Annotated in this window: 22 protein-coding genes; 11 read left to right on the top strand and 11 right to left on the bottom strand. The window is 62.6% G+C overall.

What is annotated here, in order from left to right; translation table 11 throughout:
• Positions 1-113: 113 nt before the first annotated feature.
• From RA25_RS11435 to RA25_RS11425, 3 genes are all read right to left on the bottom strand, one after another.
• The gene (locus tag RA25_RS11435) at positions 114-1,397 is read right to left on the bottom strand and encodes an ABC transporter substrate-binding protein (RefSeq protein WP_019295092.1); all 1,284 of its coding nucleotides are present in this window, start codon (positions 1,395-1,397) and stop codon (positions 114-116) included.
• A 92-nt stretch (positions 1,398-1,489) separates the two neighbouring features.
• Positions 1,490-2,566: a branched-chain amino acid ABC transporter permease gene (locus RA25_RS11430; protein ID WP_039172280.1), complete on the bottom strand. Its 1,077-nt coding sequence runs from the start codon at positions 2,564-2,566 to the stop codon at positions 1,490-1,492.
• A gap of 74 nt (positions 2,567-2,640) precedes the next feature.
• On the bottom strand, positions 2,641-2,904 hold the full coding sequence (locus tag RA25_RS11425) for a hypothetical protein (RefSeq protein ID WP_019295094.1): 264 nt from the start codon (positions 2,902-2,904) through the stop codon (positions 2,641-2,643).
• A gap of 102 nt (positions 2,905-3,006) precedes the next feature.
• On the opposite strand from RA25_RS11425, the gene RA25_RS11420 reads away from it, so the two are divergent.
• Entirely contained in the window at positions 3,007-3,339 is a 333-nt protein-coding gene (locus tag RA25_RS11420) for an SHOCT domain-containing protein (protein WP_019295095.1), read from the top strand.
• Between the two features lie 27 nt (positions 3,340-3,366).
• Here the strand turns inward: RA25_RS11420 and RA25_RS11415 are convergent, their stop codons facing one another.
• Both RA25_RS11415 and RA25_RS11410 read right to left on the bottom strand, forming a co-directional pair.
• Complete coding sequence (locus RA25_RS11415) at positions 3,367-4,353, bottom strand: branched-chain amino acid ABC transporter permease (RefSeq protein ID WP_019295096.1); 987 nt, start codon at positions 4,351-4,353, stop codon at positions 3,367-3,369.
• Positions 4,354-4,455: 102 nt separating this feature from the next.
• A complete protein-coding gene (locus RA25_RS11410) occupies positions 4,456-5,274 on the bottom strand; it encodes an ABC transporter ATP-binding protein (RefSeq protein WP_029204703.1) in 819 nt (272 codons plus the stop codon).
• 88 nt (positions 5,275-5,362) lie between these two features.
• Between RA25_RS11410 and RA25_RS11405 the strand changes: the two genes are divergently transcribed.
• Positions 5,363-5,548 (top strand): hypothetical protein, encoded by a 186-nt coding sequence (locus RA25_RS11405; protein ID WP_019295098.1) that lies wholly within the window; start codon positions 5,363-5,365, stop codon positions 5,546-5,548.
• 53 nt (positions 5,549-5,601) lie between these two features.
• On the opposite strand, the gene RA25_RS11400 is transcribed toward RA25_RS11405, so the two are convergent.
• The gene (locus tag RA25_RS11400) at positions 5,602-7,566 is read right to left on the bottom strand and encodes an AMP-binding protein (protein WP_019295099.1); all 1,965 of its coding nucleotides are present in this window, start codon (positions 7,564-7,566) and stop codon (positions 5,602-5,604) included.
• A gap of 456 nt (positions 7,567-8,022) precedes the next feature.
• Here RA25_RS11400 and RA25_RS11395 point away from each other — a divergent pair, with 456 nt between their 5' ends.
• The 4 genes from RA25_RS11395 (at position 8,023) to RA25_RS11380 (ending at position 11,359) form a co-directional block, all read left to right on the top strand.
• Entirely contained in the window at positions 8,023-9,924 is a 1,902-nt protein-coding gene (locus RA25_RS11395) for a hybrid sensor histidine kinase/response regulator (protein WP_039172278.1), read from the top strand.
• The gene (locus RA25_RS11390; protein WP_039147750.1) at positions 9,921-10,625 is read left to right on the top strand and encodes a response regulator transcription factor; all 705 of its coding nucleotides are present in this window, start codon (positions 9,921-9,923) and stop codon (positions 10,623-10,625) included. Before RA25_RS11395 ends, RA25_RS11390 begins: the two co-directional genes overlap by 4 nt.
• 66 nt (positions 10,626-10,691) lie before the next feature.
• On the top strand, positions 10,692-11,090 hold the full coding sequence (locus RA25_RS11385; RefSeq protein ID WP_039172276.1) for an MAPEG family protein: 399 nt from the start codon (positions 10,692-10,694) through the stop codon (positions 11,088-11,090).
• Between the two features lie 41 nt (positions 11,091-11,131).
• Positions 11,132-11,359, top strand: coding sequence for a WGR domain-containing protein (locus RA25_RS11380; protein WP_019295103.1), 228 nt, complete (start codon positions 11,132-11,134; stop codon positions 11,357-11,359).
• Between the two features lie 72 nt (positions 11,360-11,431).
• Here the strand turns inward: RA25_RS11380 and RA25_RS11375 are convergent, their stop codons facing one another.
• Positions 11,432-12,631 (bottom strand): hydantoinase/carbamoylase family amidase, encoded by a 1,200-nt coding sequence (locus tag RA25_RS11375; RefSeq protein ID WP_039172274.1) that lies wholly within the window; start codon positions 12,629-12,631, stop codon positions 11,432-11,434.
• Between the two features lie 143 nt (positions 12,632-12,774).
• Here RA25_RS11375 and RA25_RS11370 point away from each other — a divergent pair, with 143 nt between their 5' ends.
• From RA25_RS11370 to RA25_RS11350, 5 genes are read left to right on the top strand one after another with little or no spacing between them, the layout of a single operon-like run.
• Positions 12,775-13,425 (top strand): histidine phosphatase family protein, encoded by a 651-nt coding sequence (locus tag RA25_RS11370; RefSeq protein ID WP_039147746.1) that lies wholly within the window; start codon positions 12,775-12,777, stop codon positions 13,423-13,425.
• A gap of 21 nt (positions 13,426-13,446) precedes the next feature.
• Entirely contained in the window at positions 13,447-14,061 is a 615-nt protein-coding gene (locus RA25_RS11365; protein ID WP_039172271.1) for a glutathione S-transferase family protein, read from the top strand.
• 11 nt (positions 14,062-14,072) lie between these two features.
• Positions 14,073-15,125 (top strand): saccharopine dehydrogenase, encoded by a 1,053-nt coding sequence (locus RA25_RS11360; RefSeq protein ID WP_039172269.1) that lies wholly within the window; start codon positions 14,073-14,075, stop codon positions 15,123-15,125.
• Positions 15,122-15,388 carry a SemiSWEET family sugar transporter gene (locus RA25_RS11355; RefSeq protein ID WP_039147740.1) on the top strand — a complete coding sequence of 89 codons (267 nt, stop codon included), beginning with the start codon at positions 15,122-15,124 and terminating at the stop codon, positions 15,386-15,388. The genes RA25_RS11360 and RA25_RS11355 overlap by 4 nt, the downstream gene beginning before the upstream one ends.
• Positions 15,385-16,527, top strand: a complete 1,143-nt coding sequence (locus RA25_RS11350; RefSeq protein WP_039172267.1) for a saccharopine dehydrogenase family protein — start codon at positions 15,385-15,387, stop codon at positions 16,525-16,527. Before RA25_RS11355 ends, RA25_RS11350 begins: the two co-directional genes overlap by 4 nt.
• Positions 16,528-16,596: 69 nt before the next feature.
• Here RA25_RS11350 and RA25_RS11345 read toward each other — a convergent pair whose 3' ends face one another.
• The 4 genes from RA25_RS11345 to mutL all read right to left on the bottom strand — a co-directional run bounded on the left by RA25_RS11345 (position 16,597) and on the right by mutL (position 21,673).
• Positions 16,597-16,920: a DUF3775 domain-containing protein gene (locus RA25_RS11345; protein ID WP_039147737.1), complete on the bottom strand. Its 324-nt coding sequence runs from the start codon at positions 16,918-16,920 to the stop codon at positions 16,597-16,599.
• Positions 16,921-17,007: 87 nt separating this feature from the next.
• Positions 17,008-18,312 carry an adenylate/guanylate cyclase domain-containing protein gene (locus RA25_RS11340; protein WP_052254217.1) on the bottom strand — a complete coding sequence of 435 codons (1,305 nt, stop codon included), beginning with the start codon at positions 18,310-18,312 and terminating at the stop codon, positions 17,008-17,010.
• The gene (gene rmuC, locus RA25_RS11335; protein WP_039172264.1) at positions 18,313-19,695 is read right to left on the bottom strand and encodes a DNA recombination protein RmuC; all 1,383 of its coding nucleotides are present in this window, start codon (positions 19,693-19,695) and stop codon (positions 18,313-18,315) included.
• Positions 19,696-19,726: 31 nt separating this feature from the next.
• A complete protein-coding gene (mutL, locus tag RA25_RS11330) occupies positions 19,727-21,673 on the bottom strand; it encodes a DNA mismatch repair endonuclease MutL (RefSeq protein ID WP_019295113.1) in 1,947 nt (648 codons plus the stop codon).
• Positions 21,674-21,757 lie beyond the last annotated feature (84 nt).

The raw sequence follows: 21,757 nt of genomic DNA, 5'->3' as shown, positions 1-21,757 counted from the left end.
GCGTGTCCTCATACCTGTCCCGGTTCTTCTCCGGGACCCTGTTTGCGTGGCGCGGCGGCTCCCCGCCGCACCGTTTCTTCCCGGCCCCGCCAAGGCAGGGCCGGACAGAGCCCTTAGCTGCAGCCGGGCTCGATGTTGTTCTCAGACGCGTAGGCGGCGGAGTCTTCTTCGATCAGCTTGCCGATCACTTCGGTGTCGGACGGTTTGAAGTCCGAGATCAGCGACCAGGTCTTGCTCTCCGCATCCCACTGGGTCACGCCCACCAGGCCCGGGCCGCCGTGGTTCTCGCAGGAGACGTTGAAGGTCGGGCCGAAGTTCGGCATCCCCAGCGCTTCCATCTTGGCCTCATCGATCACGAGCGCTTCCATGCCGTCGCGCATCATCGCCGCGGTGATGTCCGCAGTGCCGTGAATCTCCTGCGCGGTCTTGGCGGCCTCTGCTGCCAGCATCGCCGCGTACATGCCGCGGTTATAGAGCACGTTGCCCACCTGATCGCCGGCGCCCGCGGCCTTGCCCGCATCAACAACGTACTTCTGGATGTCGTCAAACACCGGGAAGTCACGGCCCACGTTGTGGAAGGTCACCGCCTTGTAGCCGTCGGCCTTGGCGCCTGCCGGCATCACGTCATGCTCGGCACCGGACCACCACACGCCGATGAAGTTCTCCATCGGAAAGCGGATGTTGGCGGCTTCCTGGATCGCCACCTGGTTCATCACGCCCCAGCCCCACATCACGACGTTGTCGGGACGGTCACGGCGGATCTGCAGCCACTGCGATTTCTGCTCCTGGCCGGGATGGTCGACCGGCAGAGCAATCAGCTCAAAGCCGTGCTTCTTGGACAGCTCTTCCAGGGTGCGGATCGGCTCCTTGCCATAGGCGGAATTGTGGTAGATCAGCGCAATCTTCTTGCCGCTGATGTCGCCGCCATTGGATTCCAGCAGGTAGTTCACCACGCCCGAGGCGCCGTTCCAGTAGTTGGCCGGGTAGTTGAACACGTGGCTGAACACTTCACCGTTGGCAGCCGAGGTCCGGCCATAGCCCATGGTGTGCAGCGGGATGTTGTCCGCGGTCACTTTGGGGATCAGCTGATAGGTGATGCCGGTGGACAGCGGCTGATAGATCAGCGCGCCCTGGCCCTTGGTGGACTCGTAGCATTCCACACCCTTTTCGGTGTTATAGCCGGTCTCGCATTCGATCACCTTGGCCTTGACGCCGCCGATGCCGCCATCGCGCTCATTCAGCAGGGTGAAATAGTCGTTGTAGCCGTCCGAGAACGGGATGCCGCCCGCCGCATAAGGCCCGGTCCGGTAGCTGAGGTCCGGGAACACCAGGTCCGCCATTGCCGGACCGGCTGCCATCGCGGCGCCCAGCGCCAGTGTGGTCAGTGTCTTTTTCATCGGCTTAAATCCTCCCTTTGGTCTTATCCGATGGTTTCCAAAAACGGGGGTGGTCTTGCTTTTCTCCCCGCCAGCTCTCGAGGCCGCCCGCATCAGTGCGGGAAAGGCCACAGTCTCAGTTTCTCCTTGGCAACGCGCCACAGCTGCGCCATGCCGTGCGGTTCCGCGATCAGGAAGACGATGATCAGCGCCCCCACAATCACCAGCTGGAAATGCGCCACGATATCGGTGGGCCAATTCAGAAGATCGACGCCAACCACCTTGAGGATCACCGGCAGCAGCACCAGGAAGGCCGCACCTGCAAAGGATCCGAAGATCGACCCCAGCCCGCCCAGGATGACCATGAACAGCACCAGGAACGATTTCTGGATGCCGAAGGCTTCGCCAACCTCGACCGCGCCCAGGTACACCGCAAAGAACAGCGCGCCGGAGATGCCGATGAAGAAGCCGGAGACCGCAAAGGCCGTCAGTTTCGCTTTCAGCGGGTTCACCCCGATGATTTCGGCAGCGATATCCATGTCGCGGATCGCCATCCAGGTCCGGCCCACGGTGCCGCGGGTCAGGTTGCGGGCAATCAGCGCGCAAACGGCCAGGAAGATCAGGCAGAACAGATAGGTGGCCCAGGCCGGCGCGTTGGGGCCGGTGATGATGATGCCGAAGGTATCACGCTCCGGCGCGTTGATCTGGCCCGAGGCGGAATAGTTGTAGAACCACGGCACCCGGTTGAACAGCCACACCAGGAAGAACTGCGCCGCCAGCGTTGCCACCGCCAGGTAGAACCCCTTGATGCGCAGGGACGGCAGGCCGAACAGCACACAGACCAATGCGGTGATGCCGCCCGCCAGGATCACATGGATGAACATGCTGACTTCCGGGAAGGCGGTCATCAGCTTGTAGCAGGCATAGGCGCCCACCGCCATGAACCCGCCAGTGCCAAGGCTGACCTGCCCGCAGTAGCCGACCAGGATGTTCAGCCCGATGGCCGCGATCGAATAGATCAGGAAGGGCAGCAGGATCGCATTGGCCCAGTAGTCATTGATCAGGAAGGGGATAAGGCCAAAGGCCACCGCCAGCACCACATAGTACCGGTAACGGTCGAACTTGATCGGAAACGTCTGGCTGTCATCGGCATAGGAGACTTTGAAATCCCCGGCTTCACGGTAGAACATGTCTCAGATGCTCCCTTTCTGTTGCGCGTTGGCACTCTTGCCTGCGCGGATACTGTTGCTGGTTGCTGCGGCGCTCATTCGATTTGCCCCCACTGGGCCTGCGCCGCGTCGCGCTGATCGCGCGTCATCCGGTTCGAAGGTTTGGCATAGCCGCTGCGCTCGCTTCCGCGCACCAGCCGCAAATAGGCGATGATGCCGGTAATCAGCCCGGCCGAGGCCAAGAGCGCCGCAGTCACCATCTGGGTTTCGCTGTAGCTTTCCGCCGTCAGCGCCAGGTAGCCGAAGGCCCAGAAACCGGCCCAGGCAATCACGTTGATGACGGCGATCAGCTTGGTCATACCGCACCCCCGGCGTTAACCACTTTGTCAGATTTCCCGGCTTGGACACATTTTGCCCACTTCTTTGTGGAACCCTGTTCGCGGGTAGAGTGAGTGGAACAAATGACCGTGATTTTCGAGGAAATCCGGCGGCTGGAGGCCGCGCGGAAGAAGGGTGACATATCCGAGGCCGAATTTGCCAAGGCCAAGGGCCGGCTGCTGGAAACGGTGGAGGATGCAACCGTGCTGCCGCCCTTTGAGTTCGAACCGCCGCGGCGGCAGGCTGCCAATACCGGGCCTGGCCCCTGGGGGACGGTGCTGATCGGGCTCTTGATGGCCGCCCTGCTGACCTTTGTGGCCGGGCAGCTGATCGGCAACATCACCATCGCCTTCACTCTGGTCGCCACGGTCTGCGCCGCCATCGTTGTCGCCGCCTTCCGCCGGCTCGAGGGCTGAGTGTTCCCGGAGCAGATCATATGAGCCTCAGACCCGTTCAATGATCTTCTCCCCGAACAGACCCTGCGGACGGAACACCAGGAACAAGAGCGCCAGCACATAGGCAAACCAGTTCTCAGTCGCGCCGCCCACCAGCGGGCCAACCGCGAATTCGAACAGTTTCTCGCCCACACCGATGATCAGGCCGCCAACGATGGCGCCGGGGATCGAGGTGAAGCCGCCCAGCATCAGAACCGGCAGCGCCTTCAGCGCGATCAGCGACAGCGAGAACTGCACGCCGGACTTGGTGCCCCAGACGATGCCCGCAACCAGCGCCACGAACCCTGCAACCGACCACACCAGAACCCAGATGAAGTTCAGCGAGATACCGACCGACAGCGCCGCCTGGTGGTCATCCGCAACCGCGCGCATCGCCCGGCCCTGCTTGGTGTACTGGCTGAAGGCCACCAGCCCCGCCACCAAGAGCGCCGCAATCACCGTCGCAACGATATCCAGATTGTCGATAAAGAAGCCGTAGCCGAAGATGTTGAAGGTGGTCTCGTCGATCCACAGGTTGATGCCCTGCGGCAGACCGACGTCCAGCGTCTTGATCTCGGAGCCCCACATCAGGTCGGCAACGCCTTCCAGGAAGTAGGCCAGCCCGATGGTAGCCATGAACAGTATGATCGGCTCCTGCCCGACCAGATGCTTCATCACCAGCACTTGCACCAGCCAGGCCAGCAGCACCATCACCGCGACCGTCAGGGCAATCGCAACGACGCCGGGAACATTCCATCCGAAGTGGGTGACATGGCCGCCAAAGACCGCATTGATCAGATGCGAAAACGGCACCTGCCCCTGCATGATGCCCACCAGCGTCATCGCCGCAAACAGCGCCAGAACGCCTTGGGCATAGTTGAAGATGCCGGAAGCCTTGTAGATCAGGACAAACCCCAGCGCGACCAGCGCATAGAGAACGCCCGCCATCAGGCCATTGAGCGTCACTTCCATCGCAAAGACGAGTTGTTCGGGCATTAGAGGCTCTCCTCGGAATTCTGCGCTGCGGCGGTGCACAGGAGGTGCACAGGGGGTGTACGGGTGTCACCCTGCCGGAGCCGGGTGTTGCTGCGGTGCAACTCAGTCATGGCTGACCCCCAGATAGGCGTCGATCACATCCTGATTGTTGCGCACCTCATCCGGGGTGCCGTCGCCGATTTTCTTGCCGTAATCCATCACCACGACCCGGTCGCTGAGGTCCATCACAACGCCCATGTCGTGCTCGATCAGCGCGATGGTGGTGCCGAACTCATCGTTCACATCCAGGATGAAGCGGGACATGTCCTCCTTCTCCTCGACGTTCATGCCGGCCATCGGTTCGTCCAGCAGCAAAAGCTTCGGTTCCGCCGCCAGCGCCCGCGCCAGTTCGACCCGTTTCTTCAGGCCATAGGGCAGCCGCGCAACAGGGGTCTTGCGGATGTGCTGGATCTCCAGAAAGTCGATGATCCGCTCCACCACTTCGCGGTTCTCGGTCTCTTCGGCCTCGGCCTTCCCCTTCCACAGGGCCTGCGAAAACAGGCCTGTTTTCATATAGTTAAGGCGGCCCGTCATAACGTTGTCCAGAACGCTCATACCTTCGAACAACGCGATGTTCTGGAAGGTGCGGGCGATGCCCTGGCGCGCCACCTCATAGGGGCGCATCGGCGGGCGTTTCTTGCCGTGGAACAGCACTTCGCCTTCCTGCGGCACATAGAAGCCGGAGATCACATTAAGCATCGACGACTTGCCAGCGCCGTTGGGCCCGATGATTGCGCGGATCTCGCCCTCGCGGATGTCAAAGGAGATGTCCTGGATCGCCACCACACCGCCAAAGCGCAGGGTGATGTTCTTCATCTCCATCACCACACCGCCGATGGTGCGGCCGTCGTCAGTCACATAGCTTAAGGAATTGTCAAGCATAACAACGGCCTCCATATTTCTGCCGCATAGAAATTTTAAGATTTCCATGCGATACTTGTTCAAAACGAGCAGCAAGGAGATCGACGTTATGTTCGGCGAACTTGAGCATTCCTGCCTTCTGAAGATGGCACTTGAATGCAAGCAGATGGGCCTCAGCCAATCCGAAAGCCTGGCCTCCATCATGGAGCAGACTCACGGGTTCAGCTCCCCCTTCAAGATCCAGCAGGTGGTCAACACGGCCTACAATCCCGGCCTCAACCCCGACCTGATCTGAGGGTGACCCGGCCTGCCCGGCACGGGGCGGGAAATTATCCGGTGAAACGTGCATCATTCCGCGGCCACCTTGTGAACCGCCCCAGGCTTCACGTCCGCATCGACAATTGTCAGCGTCGCCTTGATGGAGCCCTTGCGGCCGTCCTCATAGGTCACTTCCGTCACTGTCGAGACCTTTTCCGAGCCGTCGTACAGCGCGGTAATGATGTCGTCGAACTTCTCTTCCACGATGCGGCGGCGCACCTTGCGGGTACGGGTCATTTCACCGTCATCGGCATCCAGTTCCTTGTGCAGCACCACAAAGCGGTGCACTTGGCAGCCCGACAGCATCGGGTCCTCCGCCACTGACTTATTCACCGCCGTGACATGCGACCGGATGGTCTCCAGCACCTTCGGATGACCTGCCAGCTCCTGATAGGAGGCATAGGCGATATTGTTGCGTTCCGCCCAGTTACCCACGGCCGTCAGGTCGATGTTGATGAAAGCCACACAGCGGTCGCGGCCATTGCCAAACAGCACCGCTTCCAGAATGTCCGGATAGAACTTCAGCTTGTTTTCCACATACTTGGGCGCAAACATGCTGCCGTCGGCCATCTTGCCCACGTCCTTGGCGCGGTCGATGATCCGCAGATGGCCGGAGCCTTCCTCGAAGAAGCCCGCATCGCCGGTGGCAACCCAGCCCTCAGCATCCTTGGTTGAGGCGGTGGAGTCCGGGTTGTTGAAGTATTCAACAAAGGTGCCGGGCGAGCGGTAGTGGATCTCGCCGCTGTCGTCGATCTTGATCTCGACCTCCGGCGCCGGCACGCCAACGGTGTCGGCCCGCACCTCGCCATCCGGCTGGACGGTGATGAACACGGTGGCCTCGGTCTGGCCGTAAAGCTGTTTCAGGTTGATGCCCAGCGAGCGGTAGAAATCAAAGATCTCCGGCCCGATCGCCTCGCCGGCGGTGTAGCCCACACGGATGCGGCCATAGCCCAGCGTGTCCTTCAGCGGGCCATAGACCAGCACATTGCCCAGCGCGTATTTCAGCCGGTCCATCAGGCCCACAGGGCGGCCATCCAGAATGTCGCCGCCGACTTTCTTGGCGTGCGCCAGGAAGTGGTGGAACATCTTGCGCTTCAGGGCGCCTGCGTCCTCCATCCGGATCATCACATTGGTCAGCTGGCCTTCGAACACCCGCGGCGGCGCAAAGAAATAGGTCGGCCCGATCTCGCGCAGGTCGGTCATCATAGTGTCCTGGCTTTCCGGGCAGTTCACGCAGAAGCCGCACCAGTAGGCCTGGCCGATCGAGAAGATGAAGTCGCCCACCCAGGCCATCGGAAGGTAGGAGAGAATGTTTTCGCCTTGGGTCAGATGATCGAACTCTGAAGAGTTCTTGGCGCTTTGGATCACGTTGCGGTTCGACAGCACCACGCCCTTGGGCTTGCCGGTGGTGCCGGAGGTATAGAGCATCACGCAAGTGCTGTCATAATCCAGCTTGGCCTGGCGCGACTGCAGCTCACCGATCAGCTCATCATGGGCGGCGCGGCCCTGATCCTGAATGTGGCTGAACTGGTGCAGCTGGGTGTGGTCGTATTTCCGCATGCCGCGCGGATCGAGATAGATCATATGCTCGAACTGGTGCAGCTGATCCTGGATCTCGATCACCTTGTCGGCCTGCTCCTGATCGCCAACGATCACGAAGCGCGCGCCGCAGTGACCCAGCACATAGGCCATCTCCTCGGCTACCGCGTCCTGATAGAGCGGCACCGGCACGGCACCCACCGCCTGCGCAGCAACCATCGACCAGTAGAGATAGGGACGGTTGCGGCCGATGATGGCGACGAAATCGCCCTCCCTCACGCCAAGGTTGATAAGGCCCAGCGCCAGCGCCTCGATTTCCTTTGCCGTTTCGGACCAGGTCCAGCATTGCCAAATGCCGAATTCCTTTTCCCGGTAGGCCGGCGCATCCCCGAATTGCGCCGCATTGCGTTGAAGCAGCGCCGGCAGGGATTGCATACCCTGGGCGCCCGTCTGCATCTGAGCCAACTTTCTCTCCTCCCTTTCCGGCGTTACTGCCGGACTGGCCGCTGCCCGCGGCTCTGGCCCCGATTAGGGACAGCGGTAGAGTAGCCCGTCAACTTTTTCCTGATGTTTTCCCAAATCTTACGAATTGTAACAGCCCGTTTCGCCTTATTTTAAAGGCTGTTACGCTAGCCTTCGTAAGGTTGCATGAGCGAAACCTTGCAGCGCAAGGTAACAGTCCGCCCGCATTCGCGCGGGATACGAACGAATGGACAGTGTTTCGAATCAAGCTTTACTGGTGGATTTATGAAACTTTTGATCAGCCTGCCTACCGCTGAGAAACGGCACCCACAGACTTTCAACAACCATAAGGGGATCATTGTCTTAACGCCGCGGCACCGGGACACCCCGCGGCCGAATGGCAATTTGCCCTGAACCTGCCCCGGTGCTAGCCATGATCCGGGGAGAGCCATGAACCGGACAAGCAAACAACACGCCGCAATGACCACCGCCGGGCTGAACCTGATCGCCCAGGCGCTGTCGATCTATGATAACGACCTGCGGCTGTCGGTCAGCAACCGGCGCTTTCAGGAAATGTTCAACCTGCCGGACCACCTGGTGCAGCCCGGTGCCTCCTTTGCCGAGACAATCCGTTTTCTCGCTGAAGCCGGGGAATATGCGCCGGAAAGTGACATTGAGGAGATCGTTCAAAGCCGGGTTGAGCAGGCGCTGGATTTCGTGCCGCATTACCTGGAACGCGAGCGGCCCAACGGGCAGATGATCTCGATCGAAGGCTCGCCGCTGCCGCAGGGCGGCTGGGTTACGGTCTATACGGATATCACCCGCGCCAAGCGCGCCGAGCAGCTGCTGCGCTCCCGCTCCGAAGAACTGTCGGAGAAACTGATTACCCATACTGAGGAACTGTCCGCCGCCAACCGGCAGCTTGAGGCCGCCAACACCGCACTGGAAGAGACCAAGCGCCAGCTGACGGAAATTGAGGGCCGCACCCGCCTGACAACGGAAATGATGCCTGCCCATATCGCCCATGTGGATGCGGACGGTTATTACACCTATACCAACCGCCGCCTCAGTGCAGTGTTTCCGGGGCGCCCGTCGGATATCCTGGGCATGCATATTTCGGATGCATTGGGGGAGGCCGCATTCGAGCGGATCGAGCCGCATCTGCTGGCTGCCTACAAGGGCGGCAGCCCGGTTTTCGAGTTCACCGAAAGCCACGGCAGCCGCCGCATCAGGGTCGCTTTCACCCCTGACCAGCAGGGCGGCGTCTATATCCTGTCGATGGATGTGACCGAGGAAACCCAGGCCCGCGTGGCGCTGCAGCAGGCACGGCGCCGCGAGATGGCGGCGCAGATGACCAGCGGTCTGGCACATGATTTCTCCAACCTTCTAACCATCATTCTGGGCATGCAGGGCAAGCTGGAGAAGATGGGGCTGGGCGGTGAAGCCAGCGATCTGGTGCAAGGCACCCTATCTGCAGCGCGGCGTGGCGGGCGGCTTTTGAACCGGATTGCCGAGATGACCAGCCAGCGCACCCTGCGCCCGCAAGCGACGGATATGCACGCACTGCTGGACGAACTGAAAGTGCTGGCATCACCTTCGCTGCCGCAAGGACTGGGGCTCAGCATTCTCGACAACCTGCCGGATCAGGCGCTGCTGTTGGACGCGGGCAAGCTGCAGGACGCGCTGTTGAACCTTATCCTGAACGCCCGGGACGCTTGCGGCACTTCCGGCCAAATCACGGTCAGCGCCCACTCGGTCGGCCAGACGTGGGTTGAAATCACCGTCACCGATACTGGCCCTGGTTTTTCGCCGGAAGCACTGGAAAAAGCTCTGAACCCGTTCTTCACCACCAAGGGCAGCGAGGGCTCCGGCCTAGGCCTGCCGATGGTCTATGACATGGCAAAACTCGCGGGCGGCGACATGCGGATTGGCAACGGCATCAGCGGTGCCGCGATCACCTTGCGCCTGCCCTACCGCCCGGCCCCGGATGCCGGCGGCGGCATGGCGCTGCTGGTTGAGGACAGCGAGGAACTGCGGGCCGCCTTCCGCGATATGCTGATCGACCTCGGCTATTCGGTGATTGAGGCTGCCAGCGTGGACGAGGCCTGCGCACTGACCGCCGACCTGCCGGACATCGCGCTGGTGCTATCGGATATCATGCTGGAGGGCAGCGCAACCGGCGTTGATTTGGCCGTCCGGCTCGACGGCTCCGGCCTGCCCTGCATCCTGATGACGTCCTTGCCCGTCAGCGATCCGCTGTTCCGCAAGGCATTGAAATGCGGTCCGGTTTTGCGCAAACCTTTCACCATCCACCAGCTCTCTGAGCTGATCCAACCGGAGCCCGCCGTATGACATCGCCCCTGGTCACCATATTGGATGATGAGCCGGAAATCCGGCAGATCCTGACCGACACGCTGGAGGATGCAGGCTTCCGCACCCAAAGCTTTGCACGCGCGCGGGAATTCGAGGCCGCGCTGAACCGGGTGACGCCGGACGTCTGCCTGGTGGACCTGTCGCTGCCTGATACCGACGGGTTGGCGCTGGTGCACCGGCTGGCGCTGGAACAGGGAGCGGCAGTCATCATCATTTCCGGCCGGGCGCAGGTGCAGGACCGGGTGACCGGCCTGGAACTGGGCGCTGACGATTATATCACCAAGCCCTTCGATCCGGCAGAGGTGGTGGCCCGCGTCCGGGCCCGCCTGCGTGCTGGCCCGCGAACCGCAGCGCCCGCCAGCAACACCGCAAGGTTTGCCGGCTGGACCGCCCATTTCGACCGCTACGTGCTGGAGGATTCCGAGGGCACCGAGACCCCGTTCTCCCATGCCGAAGGTGAGGTGCTGCGGCTGTTCCTGGACAGCCCCAAACGGCTGATCTCCCGCGCACAGATGCAGGAGATGCTGGGCGGCGCGGCCGGTGACAGCTTTGACCGGGCGATGGACGTGCGCATTTCGCGCCTGCGCACCAAGCTGCGCGAAGATCCTAAGAACCCGCGGCTGATCAAGACGATTTACGGCGCAGGCTATATCTTTTTGGGCGATGTCGACTGGGCCTGACCCCGCTCAGGTAGAAAAGCACCCAGACCGCACTACGCTCCTGTTGATAGACAAAAGGAGCGAAAGATGACGCAGTTGCAGTATTTTACCGCCCTTTCGGGGCTTTGGGTGGCGCTGGCCTGGCTGCCCTATATCCTTGACCGGGTCATGGTCCGCGGGCTGATGGGAGCAATGGCCAATCCCGGCCCCAGCGACCTGCCGCAATCGCTGTGGGCGCAGCGCGCGCACCGGGCGCATATCGTTGGAGTAGAACTATTTGCCGCCTTTGCGCCGCTTTCCGTTCTGGCGATGCTGGTGCTGCCGCCAGAGGATCAGCCCGGCACCTTGGGCCTCAGCTTCTTCCTCGGCATGGCAGCGCATAATGTCGTCTACGCCATCGGCATTCCGGTGCTGCGCACGCTGGCCTTTGCGGTGGCGGCGCTGTCTTCCGCGCTGCTGGGGCTTACGCTGCTGGGCACTGCATAGAGATTCTTGCCCGGGCGAATCACTTGGCATAGAATCACCCCATGGCCACCTGTCTGCTCTACCGCCAAGCCCCCTCGCGCCCGTCGCGGTTCTACCGCATTGAGCTGGCGATGAATCTGTTCTCCGAAGTCTCCGTGCTGCGGGAATGGGGCGTGGCCGGCGGCAACGGGCAAAGCGTGATCAATATCTACGCCAACCTGCGCGAGGCTTCGCTGGCCGCTGACAGGCACCGCAACCGGATGATCAAGCGCGGCTACGGCCGGGCCTGACCCGCGCCGCTCCAGCGGCGCCCGGCCAAACTGTGACGGGCCTCTGACAGGAGGCCGGGAACAGGCGGGAGATCACCCGGCCAGGGCGCGGGCAGCGCGGTCCAGAACTTGCAGCCCCAGCACCAGGTCCTCCTCGTCCGTATCCTCGTCAAAGGCATGACTGATACCGCCAATCGACGGCACAAACAGCATCCCAGCAGGCATAACCGTTGCCAGATTGGCCGCATCATGCAGCGCGCCGGAGGGCATCTTCTGCCACTTGCCGGGTGCCAGAGCCTGCGCTGCCTCGGCCAGTTCCGCCTGAAACCGTGCATCCATCGCCGCCGGTTCTATACCCATCACCGGGCCAAGCTCAGCCTTTACACCTTGATCCGCAGCAATCTCCCGCGCGGTCTCCTTGATGATGCCCTCCATACTTGCCAGCCGACCGGCATCTGCATCCCGCCACTGCATGGAGAACTCCACCCGCCCCGGAACCACGGAGGACGCATTGGGGTGCAGCGCCACATGGCCGATGGTCCAGACCGTGGCGGGTGTCACCACATTCGAAAAACGGCTGTTTAGAGCCGCATTGAAGGAAGACAGCGCCTGGAACGCGTCCCGGCGCAGGTGCATCGGCGTAGTGCCTGCATGGTTCTGCCGACCCTCAAACGTGATCCGCATATCCCGGATGCCGACAATGTCCGTCACCACCCCGATCCCCAGGCCGGTTTCCTCCAGATAAGGGCCCTGCTCGATATGCATTTCAAGGAACCCGGTGAACCTGTCATGCGGCAGGAAATCCCCGGCCAGATCCGCCATTCTGCCGCGCATGTCCGCAAGTGTATTGCCCTGAGTGTCGGCAAACCCGTCCGCCACTTCCAGCGATAGCTTGCCGGTCCAGACATCAGAGCCGGTCAGCACCCCAAACCGTCCCTCCTCATCCTGGAAGCTGACGCAGGAAATGGATGGCCCGCCATCCTCCTTGGCTGCGCGGGCAGCCTCAAGCCCGGCAATTACGCCCAGCGCGCCGTCCAGCCAGCCGCCTTCGGGCTGGGTGTCACTATGCGACCCCAGCAGCAGGCTCTTCCCGGCCGCCAATCCGAAAAGGTTGCCGAGCGGGTCAAAATGCGGCTCTAAACCGGCGTCTTTCATACGTTCCGCCAACCATTTGCGCGCGGCGATGTCAGCGTCCGAGTAGGCCTGCCGCACCACGCCCTTGCCCGCACCTGACGCGCCAAAGCTGCGCAGCTTATGCAGGTCATCAAGAAATCTCTGAGGATCAAGGGGCATGGCAAATCTCCAATCTGGCAGATGCACACTGCGCCATGTCTTTCGCGCCTACAATGAATTTGGCAGACGCAGTTTCAAGCCGCCCTTCCCTCTGCCTGCAAGCTCCCCTAAGACTCCCCCGGTAACAACGGAGCCGCTGCCCCATGTCCCACATCACGCTGATCCGCCACGGCCAGGCCAACACCCAGGCCCGCGACGAGGCCAGCTATGACCGGCTCAGCGATCTGGGCCACCAGCAGGCGGCCTGGCTGGGCGACCACCTGCGGGCCAGCGGCAGCCATCATCCGCGTGTCTATTGCGGTACTCTGACCCGCCATATCGAGACCGCAGCCTCAATGGGCTTTGCAGAACCGGTACAGGACGCGCGGCTGAACGAAATGGAGTACTTCACCCTCGCCGAGGCAATGCGCGATCAGCACGGGTTGCCCATTCCGGAAGAGCGTGAGGGGTTTGTCGACCATCTGCCAAAGGTCTTCGCCGCCTGGGCAGCCGGCGACATTGCAGAGCCTTACGAGAGCTGGTCGCAATTCGAAACCCGCACCCGCCAAGCGCTGGAAGAGATCGCCGTAGGCGACGGCCCGGCCTTGGTGGTGACGTCTGGCGGGCTGATCTCCATGGCAATGCGGCAGGCGTTGGGGCTGGACACCGCAGGCATGGCCCGGATTGCCCTGGCGGTGATGAACACCTCCATGCACCGGCTGTTCCCCATCGGCGGCCACTGGAGCCCGGTTTTGTTCAATGCGGTGCCGCATCTGGAAGCGCCGGACCGGCATTTTGCCCAGACACATCTCTGAGACATAAACGGGAGGGACGACATGCAGCTCTACTATGCCCCCAATACCATCTCGGTGGCCGTCGCCATCGCGCTTGAAGAAGCCGGAATAGACTATGAGGCGGTCAAGATCGACTTTGCCGCCAAGGAGCAGACCGGTGCGGCCTATGCCCAGATCAACCCCAAGGGCCGGGTGCCTGCGCTGGCGGTCGAGGGCGGCATCCTGACAGAAACCGGCGCGCTGCTGGAGTACATCGCTGACATGGCTCCGGAGGCGGTCTTGCGGCCGCAGGACCCGGTTCTGCTGGCACGGATGCGCGAGGTGATGTTTTACCTCGCCTCCACCATGCATGTGAACCACGCGCACCGCTTGCGCGGCGCCCGCTGGGCCAAGGAACGGACCAGCTGGAAGGACATGCAGAAGATGGTGCCGCAGACCATGACGGCCTCCTGCGAATACCTCAGCCAGTTTGGCCTGCGCGGGCCATTTGTGCTGGGGGACGAGGTCAGCCTCGCCGATTGCTACCTTTACGTGGTTTGCACATGGCTGGAAGGTGACGGGGTGAGCGTGGCAGACTTCCCGAAAATCCAGAACTTCATGACGGCAATGGAACAGCGCGAGTCTGTACGCGCGGTCTATGCCAAGGGAATGCTTTGAAGGACATGACAATGACGCATCTGTGGGTACGGGCCGAGCAGCGCCCCAACGAAGACCGGGTGGGCCTGACGCCCGAAGGCGCCAAGGCTCTGCAGGCCGCGGGAATCAAGGTCACGGTCGAAGAAAGTTCTGTCCGGGCAATCCCGCTGCAGGGCTATGTCGATGCTGGCTGCGAAATCGTGCCAGAAAACTCCTGGCCCGGCGCGCCTGCAGACGCGATCATCTTTGGCCTGAAGGAATTGCCCGAGGACGGCACCCGGCTGCCGCACCGCCACATCATGTTCGGCCATGCCTTCAAGGGCCAGCACTCCGGCAAGGCTTTGCTGGAGCGGTTCAAGTCCGGCGGCGGCACGCTTTATGATCTGGAATACCTGGTCGACGAGACCGGCCGCCGGGTTGCCGCCTTTGGCTACTGGGCGGGCTATGCCGGCGCCGCGGTGACGCTGAAAGCCTGGGCCGCGCAGCAGCGCGGAGAACTCTGCGGCCCGGTTGGTGTCTACGGCGGCAAGGATGCCTTGCTGGCAGACTTGGGCGCGGAGCTTGACGCCCTGAACATGGACCGCCCCACCGCGATCGTGATCGGCGCGCTTGGCCGGGTCGGCACCGGTGCGGCCGACCTCTGCGAGGCGATGGGAGTCGCTGTCACCAAATGGGACATGGCGGAAACCGCCAGCGGCGGCCCGTTCCCGGAGATCCTGGCCCATGACCTGTTCCTGAACTGTATCTTCGCACGTCCGGGCACCCCGGTCTTTGTCCCGCGAGAGGCCCTGACGGCGGACCGCAAGCTGACCGCCATCGGCGATGTCGCCTGTGACCCGGACAGCGATTACAACCCGGTGCCGGTCTATGACCGCGCAACCACCTGGGAAGCCCCCGCCTTACGTGTCGCCGAAAACCCGGTTCTGGACGTGATGGCAATCGACAATCTGCCGTCGATGCTGCCGGTGGAGAGCTCCGAGGATTACGCAGCTCAGCTGCTGCCCTCGCTACTGACGCTAACCGATCTGGATAGCGGCGTGTGGGGCCGGGCCAAGGCCACATTCCTGGAGCACTTGCCCCAATGAACGCGACATACATCGGATTTCTGGCGGCCCTCCTCGGAACCATCTGCTGGCTGCCGCAGGCCTGGAAAGCCTGGGCAACCCGGGACACCGCCGGTCTATCGCTGCCCGCAAACATGATGTTTCTCGGAACCGTCAGCCTGTGGTTGATCTATGGGCTTTTGGTGGGCGATGCGCCCATCATTCTTGCCAATGCCTGCACCATCGTCATTGTTCTGGCGATCATCGCAGCGATCCTGAAATACAAGAAAGGGACTGACACATGACTATTCACTGGTGCGGCACCGGCCTGTCGGCAATCCCCGGCTTGCGCCGTCTGCTGGAAGCGGGCCATGACGTGGCGGTCTGGAACCGGACCACCGACAAGGCGCGCGAGGCCGTGGGCGACCTGACCACCAACATTCACGCCTTCAGCATCGCCAACCTGGGCCAGATGCTGAGCCCCAAGGACGTCATCGTCTCGATGCTGCCCGGCGACTGGCATGTGCCGCTGGCGGAGCTGGCCATCGAGCACGGCGCGCATTTCGTCTCCTCCTCCTACATCGCGCCGAAAATGCGGGCGCTGGACCAGAAGGCCAAGGATGCGGGCGTCTGCCTGATCAACGAGGTTGGCCTGGATCCGGGTATCGACCATCTGATGGCCCATGCGCTGGTCGCGGATTACAAGGCCTCCGATGCCTTCGACCCGGCTAACGAGATCAGCTTCATCTCCTACTGCGGCGGCATCCCCAAGACCCCGAACCCATTCCGTTACAAATTCAGCTGGTCGCCGCTTGGCGTGCTGAAGGCGCTGCGCTCGCCGTCGAAGTCGATCCGCGATTTCAAGGAACTGGATGTCGCCCGCCCGTGGGATGCGATCTCCTCCTATGAGGCACCGCTGCCCGCCCCCGAAAGCTTCGAGGTCTACCCGAACCGCGACTCGATCCCCTTCATGGGCCAGTACGAATTCGGCGAAGACTGGAAGGTGAAGGAATTTGTCCGCGGCACCCTGCGCCTCAACGGCTGGGCAGATGCCTGGGCGGATGTATTCAAGGAAGTCGAGACCCTCTCCGGTACCGAAGGCGACGCCCGGCTCAAGGAAATGTCGGACCAGTTCTGGGCCGAGAACGCCTATGACGAGGGCGAACCGGACAGGGTGGTGCTGTGTGTCGGCCTGAAGGCCGAGAAAGACGGTGCTGAGGTCTGGCACAAGACCTATGTCATGGACGCCTGGGGTGACGCGCGCGGCACCGCCATGGCGCGTCTGGTGTCCTACCCGGTGTCCTTCGCCATTGAGGCCGCTATGAACGGCAAGATCGCCGCCGGCGTCCACGCCGCGCCCAGCGACCCTGCCCTGGTTGAAAAGTGGATGGCCGCGATCGGCAAGCTGGCCCAACACCTCGAAATCGTTGACAGCAAAGCCTGATAGCAGGTTGAAAGAACCAAGGGCGCCCGGTTGCGGCGCCCTTTTTCATTGCGAACCGGTGCAGCGGCTTCAGCGGCCGATCACGTCATCCTCGACATCGTTCACATCGATCCCCAGCGCCTCCAGACCGGCCTCGAGATTGTCAGCGAGATGCGGCGTGCCAAGCAGATAGTCCACGGTCGGAGTGGTCGCTTCTTGCCGGGCGGTATAGATCGCCTCTGCCAGCTCCTCCGGTTCGAAACTGCCGCGGCCGACCCACATGATGCCGACCAGTTCCGATTGCTGGTCCTCGCTCATCCGGTCGATGAAGGCACGCAGCTCGCCTTCAGCCCGGTCCAGCTCCCGGGCCATCATCGCCACCTGTGCCACCTTGCGGACTGAGATCTCCAGCATTGCTCCATTCCTTCTGTTCGCTGCCTCAGCATATCAAACCGCAGGCAAAACGCCTAAGTCTTTGATCTGAGGCAAATGGAGCGGTGGCTAACCTTGAGCCTTGCCGAAGAGCGCGAGTCCCTTGCTGCGTCCGCGCAAGACCTCCTCCGGCAGAGAAGCCCAGCCCTCTTGCGCTGGCTCTGTGCCAGCAGCTTGGAGCAAGTCCGCTGACGCAATCACGGCCATGCCCTGCGCCTTGGTCAGCTGCTCCAGCCGCGCGGCGGTGTTCACCGTGTCGCCAAATACCGAGTACTCCAACCGCTCTGGCGTTCCGGTCACCCCCGAAAACACCTCTCCCCAGTGCAGCCCGATCCCAACACCCAGGCCGGCATCCCCTGCCTGGTCCCGAGTGTGACGCCAGTCCTTCATTTGCGCCAATAGCCCCTCGGAGCACTCCAGCGCCCGGGCCGCAGCGCGCTCGCCTTCGAACAGGATCATCGCCGCATCGCCGATGTATTTGTCGATCAAACCTCCAGTCAGGGCCGACACCTCTTCCACCCGGGTCCTGAACTCCGTAATCAGGCGGCTTACCTCCTGCGGCTCTCGCCCCTCGCACCAGGTGGTGAACCCGCGGATGTCAATGAACAGTATCGCCATTTTTTGCTGCCGGCCTGCCTGCATCTCCGCCAGCCCGCCGCCCGCAAGGCGGTCTGCCAGCTGCGCCGGCAGGTAGCGGGTCAGGTTTGCTTTCTGACGGGCTTCGTCGAGTGAGCGATGCAAAAGCCCGCGCATCCGCAGCGCAGCCACCACCAGAACACCGCCTGCCAGGCACAGCATGACCAGGCGCATGAAGTTGGGCGGCGAGTCCAAGGTGAGCCTGATCCTTTCTATCAGGTCCGGTGCAGCTTCCGGCGGCTGCCACAGGATCATCCAGCCAAACCCGGCCGCAATCAGCAGCAGCATCACGGCCAGCCGCAATGGGTTCAGCCTGAGGACGCCAAAGGCCAGCACGACAGGGGCCATCCAGACGGCAGGCATGGCAAAGAGGGCACCGCCGGGCACTCCGGTATTCACCAGCGACAGAAATGTGTTCAGCAGCAGAAAGGCGCAATCGGCAAATACCGCCAACCAGATCATCCAGGGCTTGAACAACTGTTTGCTGATCGCCCAATAGATCAGCACGCCCACCGCCAGGTAAGATAACATGGTGGCTGTTGCCAGCCCGACCTGACGCCGCAAATGCGGTTCCTCAATCACCCGAACGGCCTCAATGGCCAGCACCATCGCCAGCATAAGGCCCAGCGCCACAGCAATCCGCAAAAGCGCAACGATGCGTTCCGCTTCAACTTCCGCTGCGCGCAACAGGGCTGTTTCCTGCGGCTTCAGAGCCTTCAGCGCCGGCAGCAGCTGCATCTACTCTTCCGCCAGAAGCGCCACCTGGCGCGGCTCGACCTCCACCTGGCCGGGATCCTCCAGTTCAGCCCCGTTGGCGACGACGCCCATCGCCTCGAACCGGCGGGCCGAGGGCAGCACCCGGGCTTCCAGCGAGCCAACCGCCTTGTTGTAGTTGTTGACCGAGGACGACAGCGAGCGCCCGACCGAGGCCAGGTTCTTGGAGAAAGTCGCCAGCCGGTCGTAAAGCTCCTTGGCGGTCTTCTGCACTTCAACAGCGTTCTCCGCCATCTTCTCCTGCTGCCAGCCGTAAGCAATCGATTTGACCAAAGCCATCAGCGTGGTCGGAGTGGCGATCAGAACTTTGTTTTCGAAAGCATATTCGATCAGCCCTGGGTCCGCTTCCGCCGCAGCCGAGACAAAGGTTTCGCCGGGGATGAACATCACCACGAAATCCGGCGTCTCGCCCAGTGCGCTTTGATAGGACTTGGAGGCCAGCTGCCGCACATGGGTCTTCACATGGTTTGCGTGGCGGGCAAGTGCCGCCTGCTGAGCGTCGGGCGTCTCCGCCTCCAGCGCATCCAGATAGGCCTCCAGTGGGGTCTTCGCGTCCACCACGATGCTCTTGCCGCCGGGAATGCGCACCACCGCATCAGGCCGGCGCAGGCCCTCGTCGGTGCCGACGCTTTTTTCCAGCTCGTAATCCACATGCTCAGCCATACCGGCCATCTCGAACACCTGCCGCAGCTGCATCTCGCCCCAGCGGCCGCGGGTCTTGGGCGCGCGCAAGGCCTGCACCAGCTTGCGGGTCTCGCCACCCAGCGCAGCCTGGCCTTCGGCCAGATGCTTCACCTGAGTCTGGATCGCGCCATAGGCCTCATTGCGGGCCTGTTCGATCTCCTTGATCCGTTCACCGAACTGGCCCAGCTTCTGGTCCAGCGGCTTCACCAGATTTTCGATCGCGGTGTGGCGCTTGGCCAGATCCTCATCCGCTGTCTTGCTGTGGGCCTGAAACCGTTCGCTGACCAGGCTCAGGAAGCTTTCGGAGTTCTGCTTCAAAACGCCCGAAGCCAGCGAGGCAAACTTGTGCTCCATCTGCTGGTTCATGTGCTTCAGCTCTTCCAGCCGCGCCGCGTGCTCTGCTTTCAGCGCTTGAACCTGTGCCTCCGCCTGATAGCGGCCGGCACGCTCGTTCTCATGCACGCGACGCAGGGTGGCCAGCTCGTCCGTCAGTTCCGGCAGCCGGGCCGCTTCCGCCTTCAGCCCGGCAATATGGCTGCGCTGATCTGCGTTCGCCTGCTCCAGCTGCCGCGCCGTGCTGCGCAGCCGCAGCCCCGCCAGCGCCAGAAGCGCGGCCAATCCGGCCAGCGCGTAGATCGCCCATTGGGCCTGTTCCAGTGTCACTGCTCGTCCTCCCTTAAACGGGGGTTCTTGTTCATGTGCGCCCGAACAGGCGCTCGATATCTGCCAGTTTCAATTCCACATAGGTCGGGCGGCCATGGTTGCACTGGCCGGAATGGGGCGTTGCCTCCATTTCCCGCAGCAGCGCATTCATCTCCTCCCCCCGCATCCGGCGGCCGGAGCGGATCGAGCCATGGCAGGCCACCCGGCTCAGGATCGCCTCGACGCGCGCCTGCACCAGCTGGCTTTCGCCCTGGTCCGACAGCTCATCCAGGATGTCCTTGATCATCGCCTCGGCATTCACTTCGCCGAGGATCGCCGGGGTTTCCCGCACCGCTATGGCATTGCCACCGAAGGCCTCAATGCCAAGGCCAAATTTCGCCAGCTCATCCGCCACACCCAAAAGGCAGGCGCAATCATTGTCGCTCAGCTCAACGATCTCCGGGATCAGCAGCGCCTGTGCGGCGACGCCATTCTCCGCCATTTGCCGTTTCAGCTTCTCATAGACCAGCCGCTCGTGCGCGGCATGCTGGTCGACAATCACCATGCCGTCGGCGGTCTGGGCGATGATGTAGTTCTCGTGCACCTGGCCGCGCGCCGCACCCAGCGGCAGGGCCTCGGCCCCGGGCGCGGTGGCCTCGGGCGCATCCGCAGGCTGAACCGGGGCCATCGGGACCTCCGGGGTTTCAGTCACTTGGCCGCTGTAGGCGCCAGCCAGCTCTGCAAAGCCCGGAGACGCCAGCGGCTGGTAGGCGGGTGCGGGCGCAAAGCTCTCCGGCTGCTGCGCCGCATAGGATGCCGTCCGCGCACCGTAAGAGGGCCGGTCCATCTGATAGATCCTTGGCGCACCGTTCGCCGTGGGCTGCTCCGCCTTCATCGCGCCCAGCGTGGCGCCTGCCACAGTGGTTGAAGCCCGGTGACCGGCTTCTGCCAGTGCATGGCGCAGGGAGGAGACGATCAGCCCACGCGCAAGGCCGGGGTCGCGGAACCGGACTTCGGATTTCGCAGGATGCACGTTCACGTCCACCAGCTGCGGGTCGCAATCAATGAACAGCGCCGCCGCCGGATGCCGGTCACGGCTGAGGAAATCGAAATAGGCTGCCCTGAGCGCCCCGGTTAGCATCTTGTCCTTCACCGGCCGAGTGTTCACAAACAGGAACTGCGCCACCGCCGCGCCGCGGGAATAGGTCGGCAGCGCCGCATAGCCATAAAGCCGGATACCCTCGCGGGTGGCGTCGATCTTCAGCGCGTTTTCCGCAAACTCCCGTCCCAGCACCGAGGCCAGCCGCCCGTGCAGCGCATCGAAAAGGTCGCCTGACAACGGATCGGCGCGGAAGGTGACCCGCCCCTCGCCGCCGCCGGATACATCGCGCAGGGTGAAGCCCACCGAGGGCTCCGCCATCGCAAGCCGCTTCACCGTGTCCCCGATCGCCTGCGCCTCGGCCCGGTCGGTGCGCATGAATTTGAGCCTTGCCGGCGTCGCAAAGAACAGGTCGCGCAGCTCAACAATGGTGCCCGCCCGCAAGGCTGCCGGCTTCACCGGCTCCTGCTTGCCGCCCGACACCCGGATCTGCGCCGCCTCATGGCCCTCGGCCCGGCTGGTGATGGTCAGCCGCCCAACCGCGCCCAAGCTTGGCAGAGCTTCACCCCGGAAGCCGAAGGTGTGGATGTTCAGCAGGTCAGAGCCGTCGATCTTGGATGTCGCATGGCGGCTCAGCGCCAGCGGCAGGTCCTCCGGTGTCATGCCGCAGCCGTCATCCGTTACCCGGATCAGCGTCTTGCCGCCATCTGCAATCTCCACCGTGATGCGGGTGGCACCCGCGTCAATGGCGTTTTCTACCAGTTCTTTCACGGCGGAGGCGGGGCGTTCCACCACCTCGCCCGCGGCAATCCGGTTGATGGCGCTATCGTCCAGCTGACGGATGATTGGCCGGACGTTTGAGGCGGTATTTTCGCCGATATGGGGTTTTGCACTGCTCATACCCCTAAATTTAGCATGTATGACCGATTCTGCCACCGGAATGCACTGCAGCCCCGCAGCAGTAGCGCAAAAGAGGATTACTGC

This window comes from Leisingera sp. ANG-S5 (genome assembly GCF_000813925.1).
Lineage (GTDB): Bacteria > Pseudomonadota > Alphaproteobacteria > Rhodobacterales > Rhodobacteraceae > Leisingera.
Note: the sequence above shows the minus strand (reverse complement) of the source record. Positions and strands in the feature narration are given on the sequence as shown.

Coding starts and splice junctions, on each gene's coding strand:
- RA25_RS11435 (WP_019295092.1), bottom strand. CDS start 1,397: ATGAAAAAGACACTGACCACACTGGCGCTGGGCGCCGCGATGGCAGCC.
- RA25_RS11430 (WP_039172280.1), bottom strand. CDS start 2,566: ATGTTCTACCGTGAAGCCGGGGATTTCAAAGTCTCCTATGCCGATGAC.
- RA25_RS11425 (WP_019295094.1), bottom strand. CDS start 2,904: ATGACCAAGCTGATCGCCGTCATCAACGTGATTGCCTGGGCCGGTTTC.
- RA25_RS11420 (WP_019295095.1), top strand. CDS start 3,007: ATGACCGTGATTTTCGAGGAAATCCGGCGGCTGGAGGCCGCGCGGAAG.
- RA25_RS11415 (WP_019295096.1), bottom strand. CDS start 4,353: ATGCCCGAACAACTCGTCTTTGCGATGGAAGTGACGCTCAATGGCCTG.
- RA25_RS11410 (WP_029204703.1), bottom strand. CDS start 5,274: ATGCTTGACAATTCCTTAAGCTATGTGACTGACGACGGCCGCACCATC.
- RA25_RS11405 (WP_019295098.1), top strand. CDS start 5,363: ATGTTCGGCGAACTTGAGCATTCCTGCCTTCTGAAGATGGCACTTGAA.
- RA25_RS11400 (WP_019295099.1), bottom strand. CDS start 7,566: ATGCAGACGGGCGCCCAGGGTATGCAATCCCTGCCGGCGCTGCTTCAA.
- RA25_RS11395 (WP_039172278.1), top strand. CDS start 8,023: ATGAACCGGACAAGCAAACAACACGCCGCAATGACCACCGCCGGGCTG.
- RA25_RS11390 (WP_039147750.1), top strand. CDS start 9,921: ATGACATCGCCCCTGGTCACCATATTGGATGATGAGCCGGAAATCCGG.
- RA25_RS11385 (WP_039172276.1), top strand. CDS start 10,692: ATGACGCAGTTGCAGTATTTTACCGCCCTTTCGGGGCTTTGGGTGGCG.
- RA25_RS11380 (WP_019295103.1), top strand. CDS start 11,132: ATGGCCACCTGTCTGCTCTACCGCCAAGCCCCCTCGCGCCCGTCGCGG.
- RA25_RS11375 (WP_039172274.1), bottom strand. CDS start 12,631: ATGCCCCTTGATCCTCAGAGATTTCTTGATGACCTGCATAAGCTGCGC.
- RA25_RS11370 (WP_039147746.1), top strand. CDS start 12,775: ATGTCCCACATCACGCTGATCCGCCACGGCCAGGCCAACACCCAGGCC.
- RA25_RS11365 (WP_039172271.1), top strand. CDS start 13,447: ATGCAGCTCTACTATGCCCCCAATACCATCTCGGTGGCCGTCGCCATC.
- RA25_RS11360 (WP_039172269.1), top strand. CDS start 14,073: ATGACGCATCTGTGGGTACGGGCCGAGCAGCGCCCCAACGAAGACCGG.
- RA25_RS11355 (WP_039147740.1), top strand. CDS start 15,122: ATGAACGCGACATACATCGGATTTCTGGCGGCCCTCCTCGGAACCATC.
- RA25_RS11350 (WP_039172267.1), top strand. CDS start 15,385: ATGACTATTCACTGGTGCGGCACCGGCCTGTCGGCAATCCCCGGCTTG.
- RA25_RS11345 (WP_039147737.1), bottom strand. CDS start 16,920: ATGCTGGAGATCTCAGTCCGCAAGGTGGCACAGGTGGCGATGATGGCC.
- RA25_RS11340 (WP_052254217.1), bottom strand. CDS start 18,312: ATGCAGCTGCTGCCGGCGCTGAAGGCTCTGAAGCCGCAGGAAACAGCC.
- mutL (WP_019295113.1), bottom strand. CDS start 21,673: ATGAGCAGTGCAAAACCCCATATCGGCGAAAATACCGCCTCAAACGTC.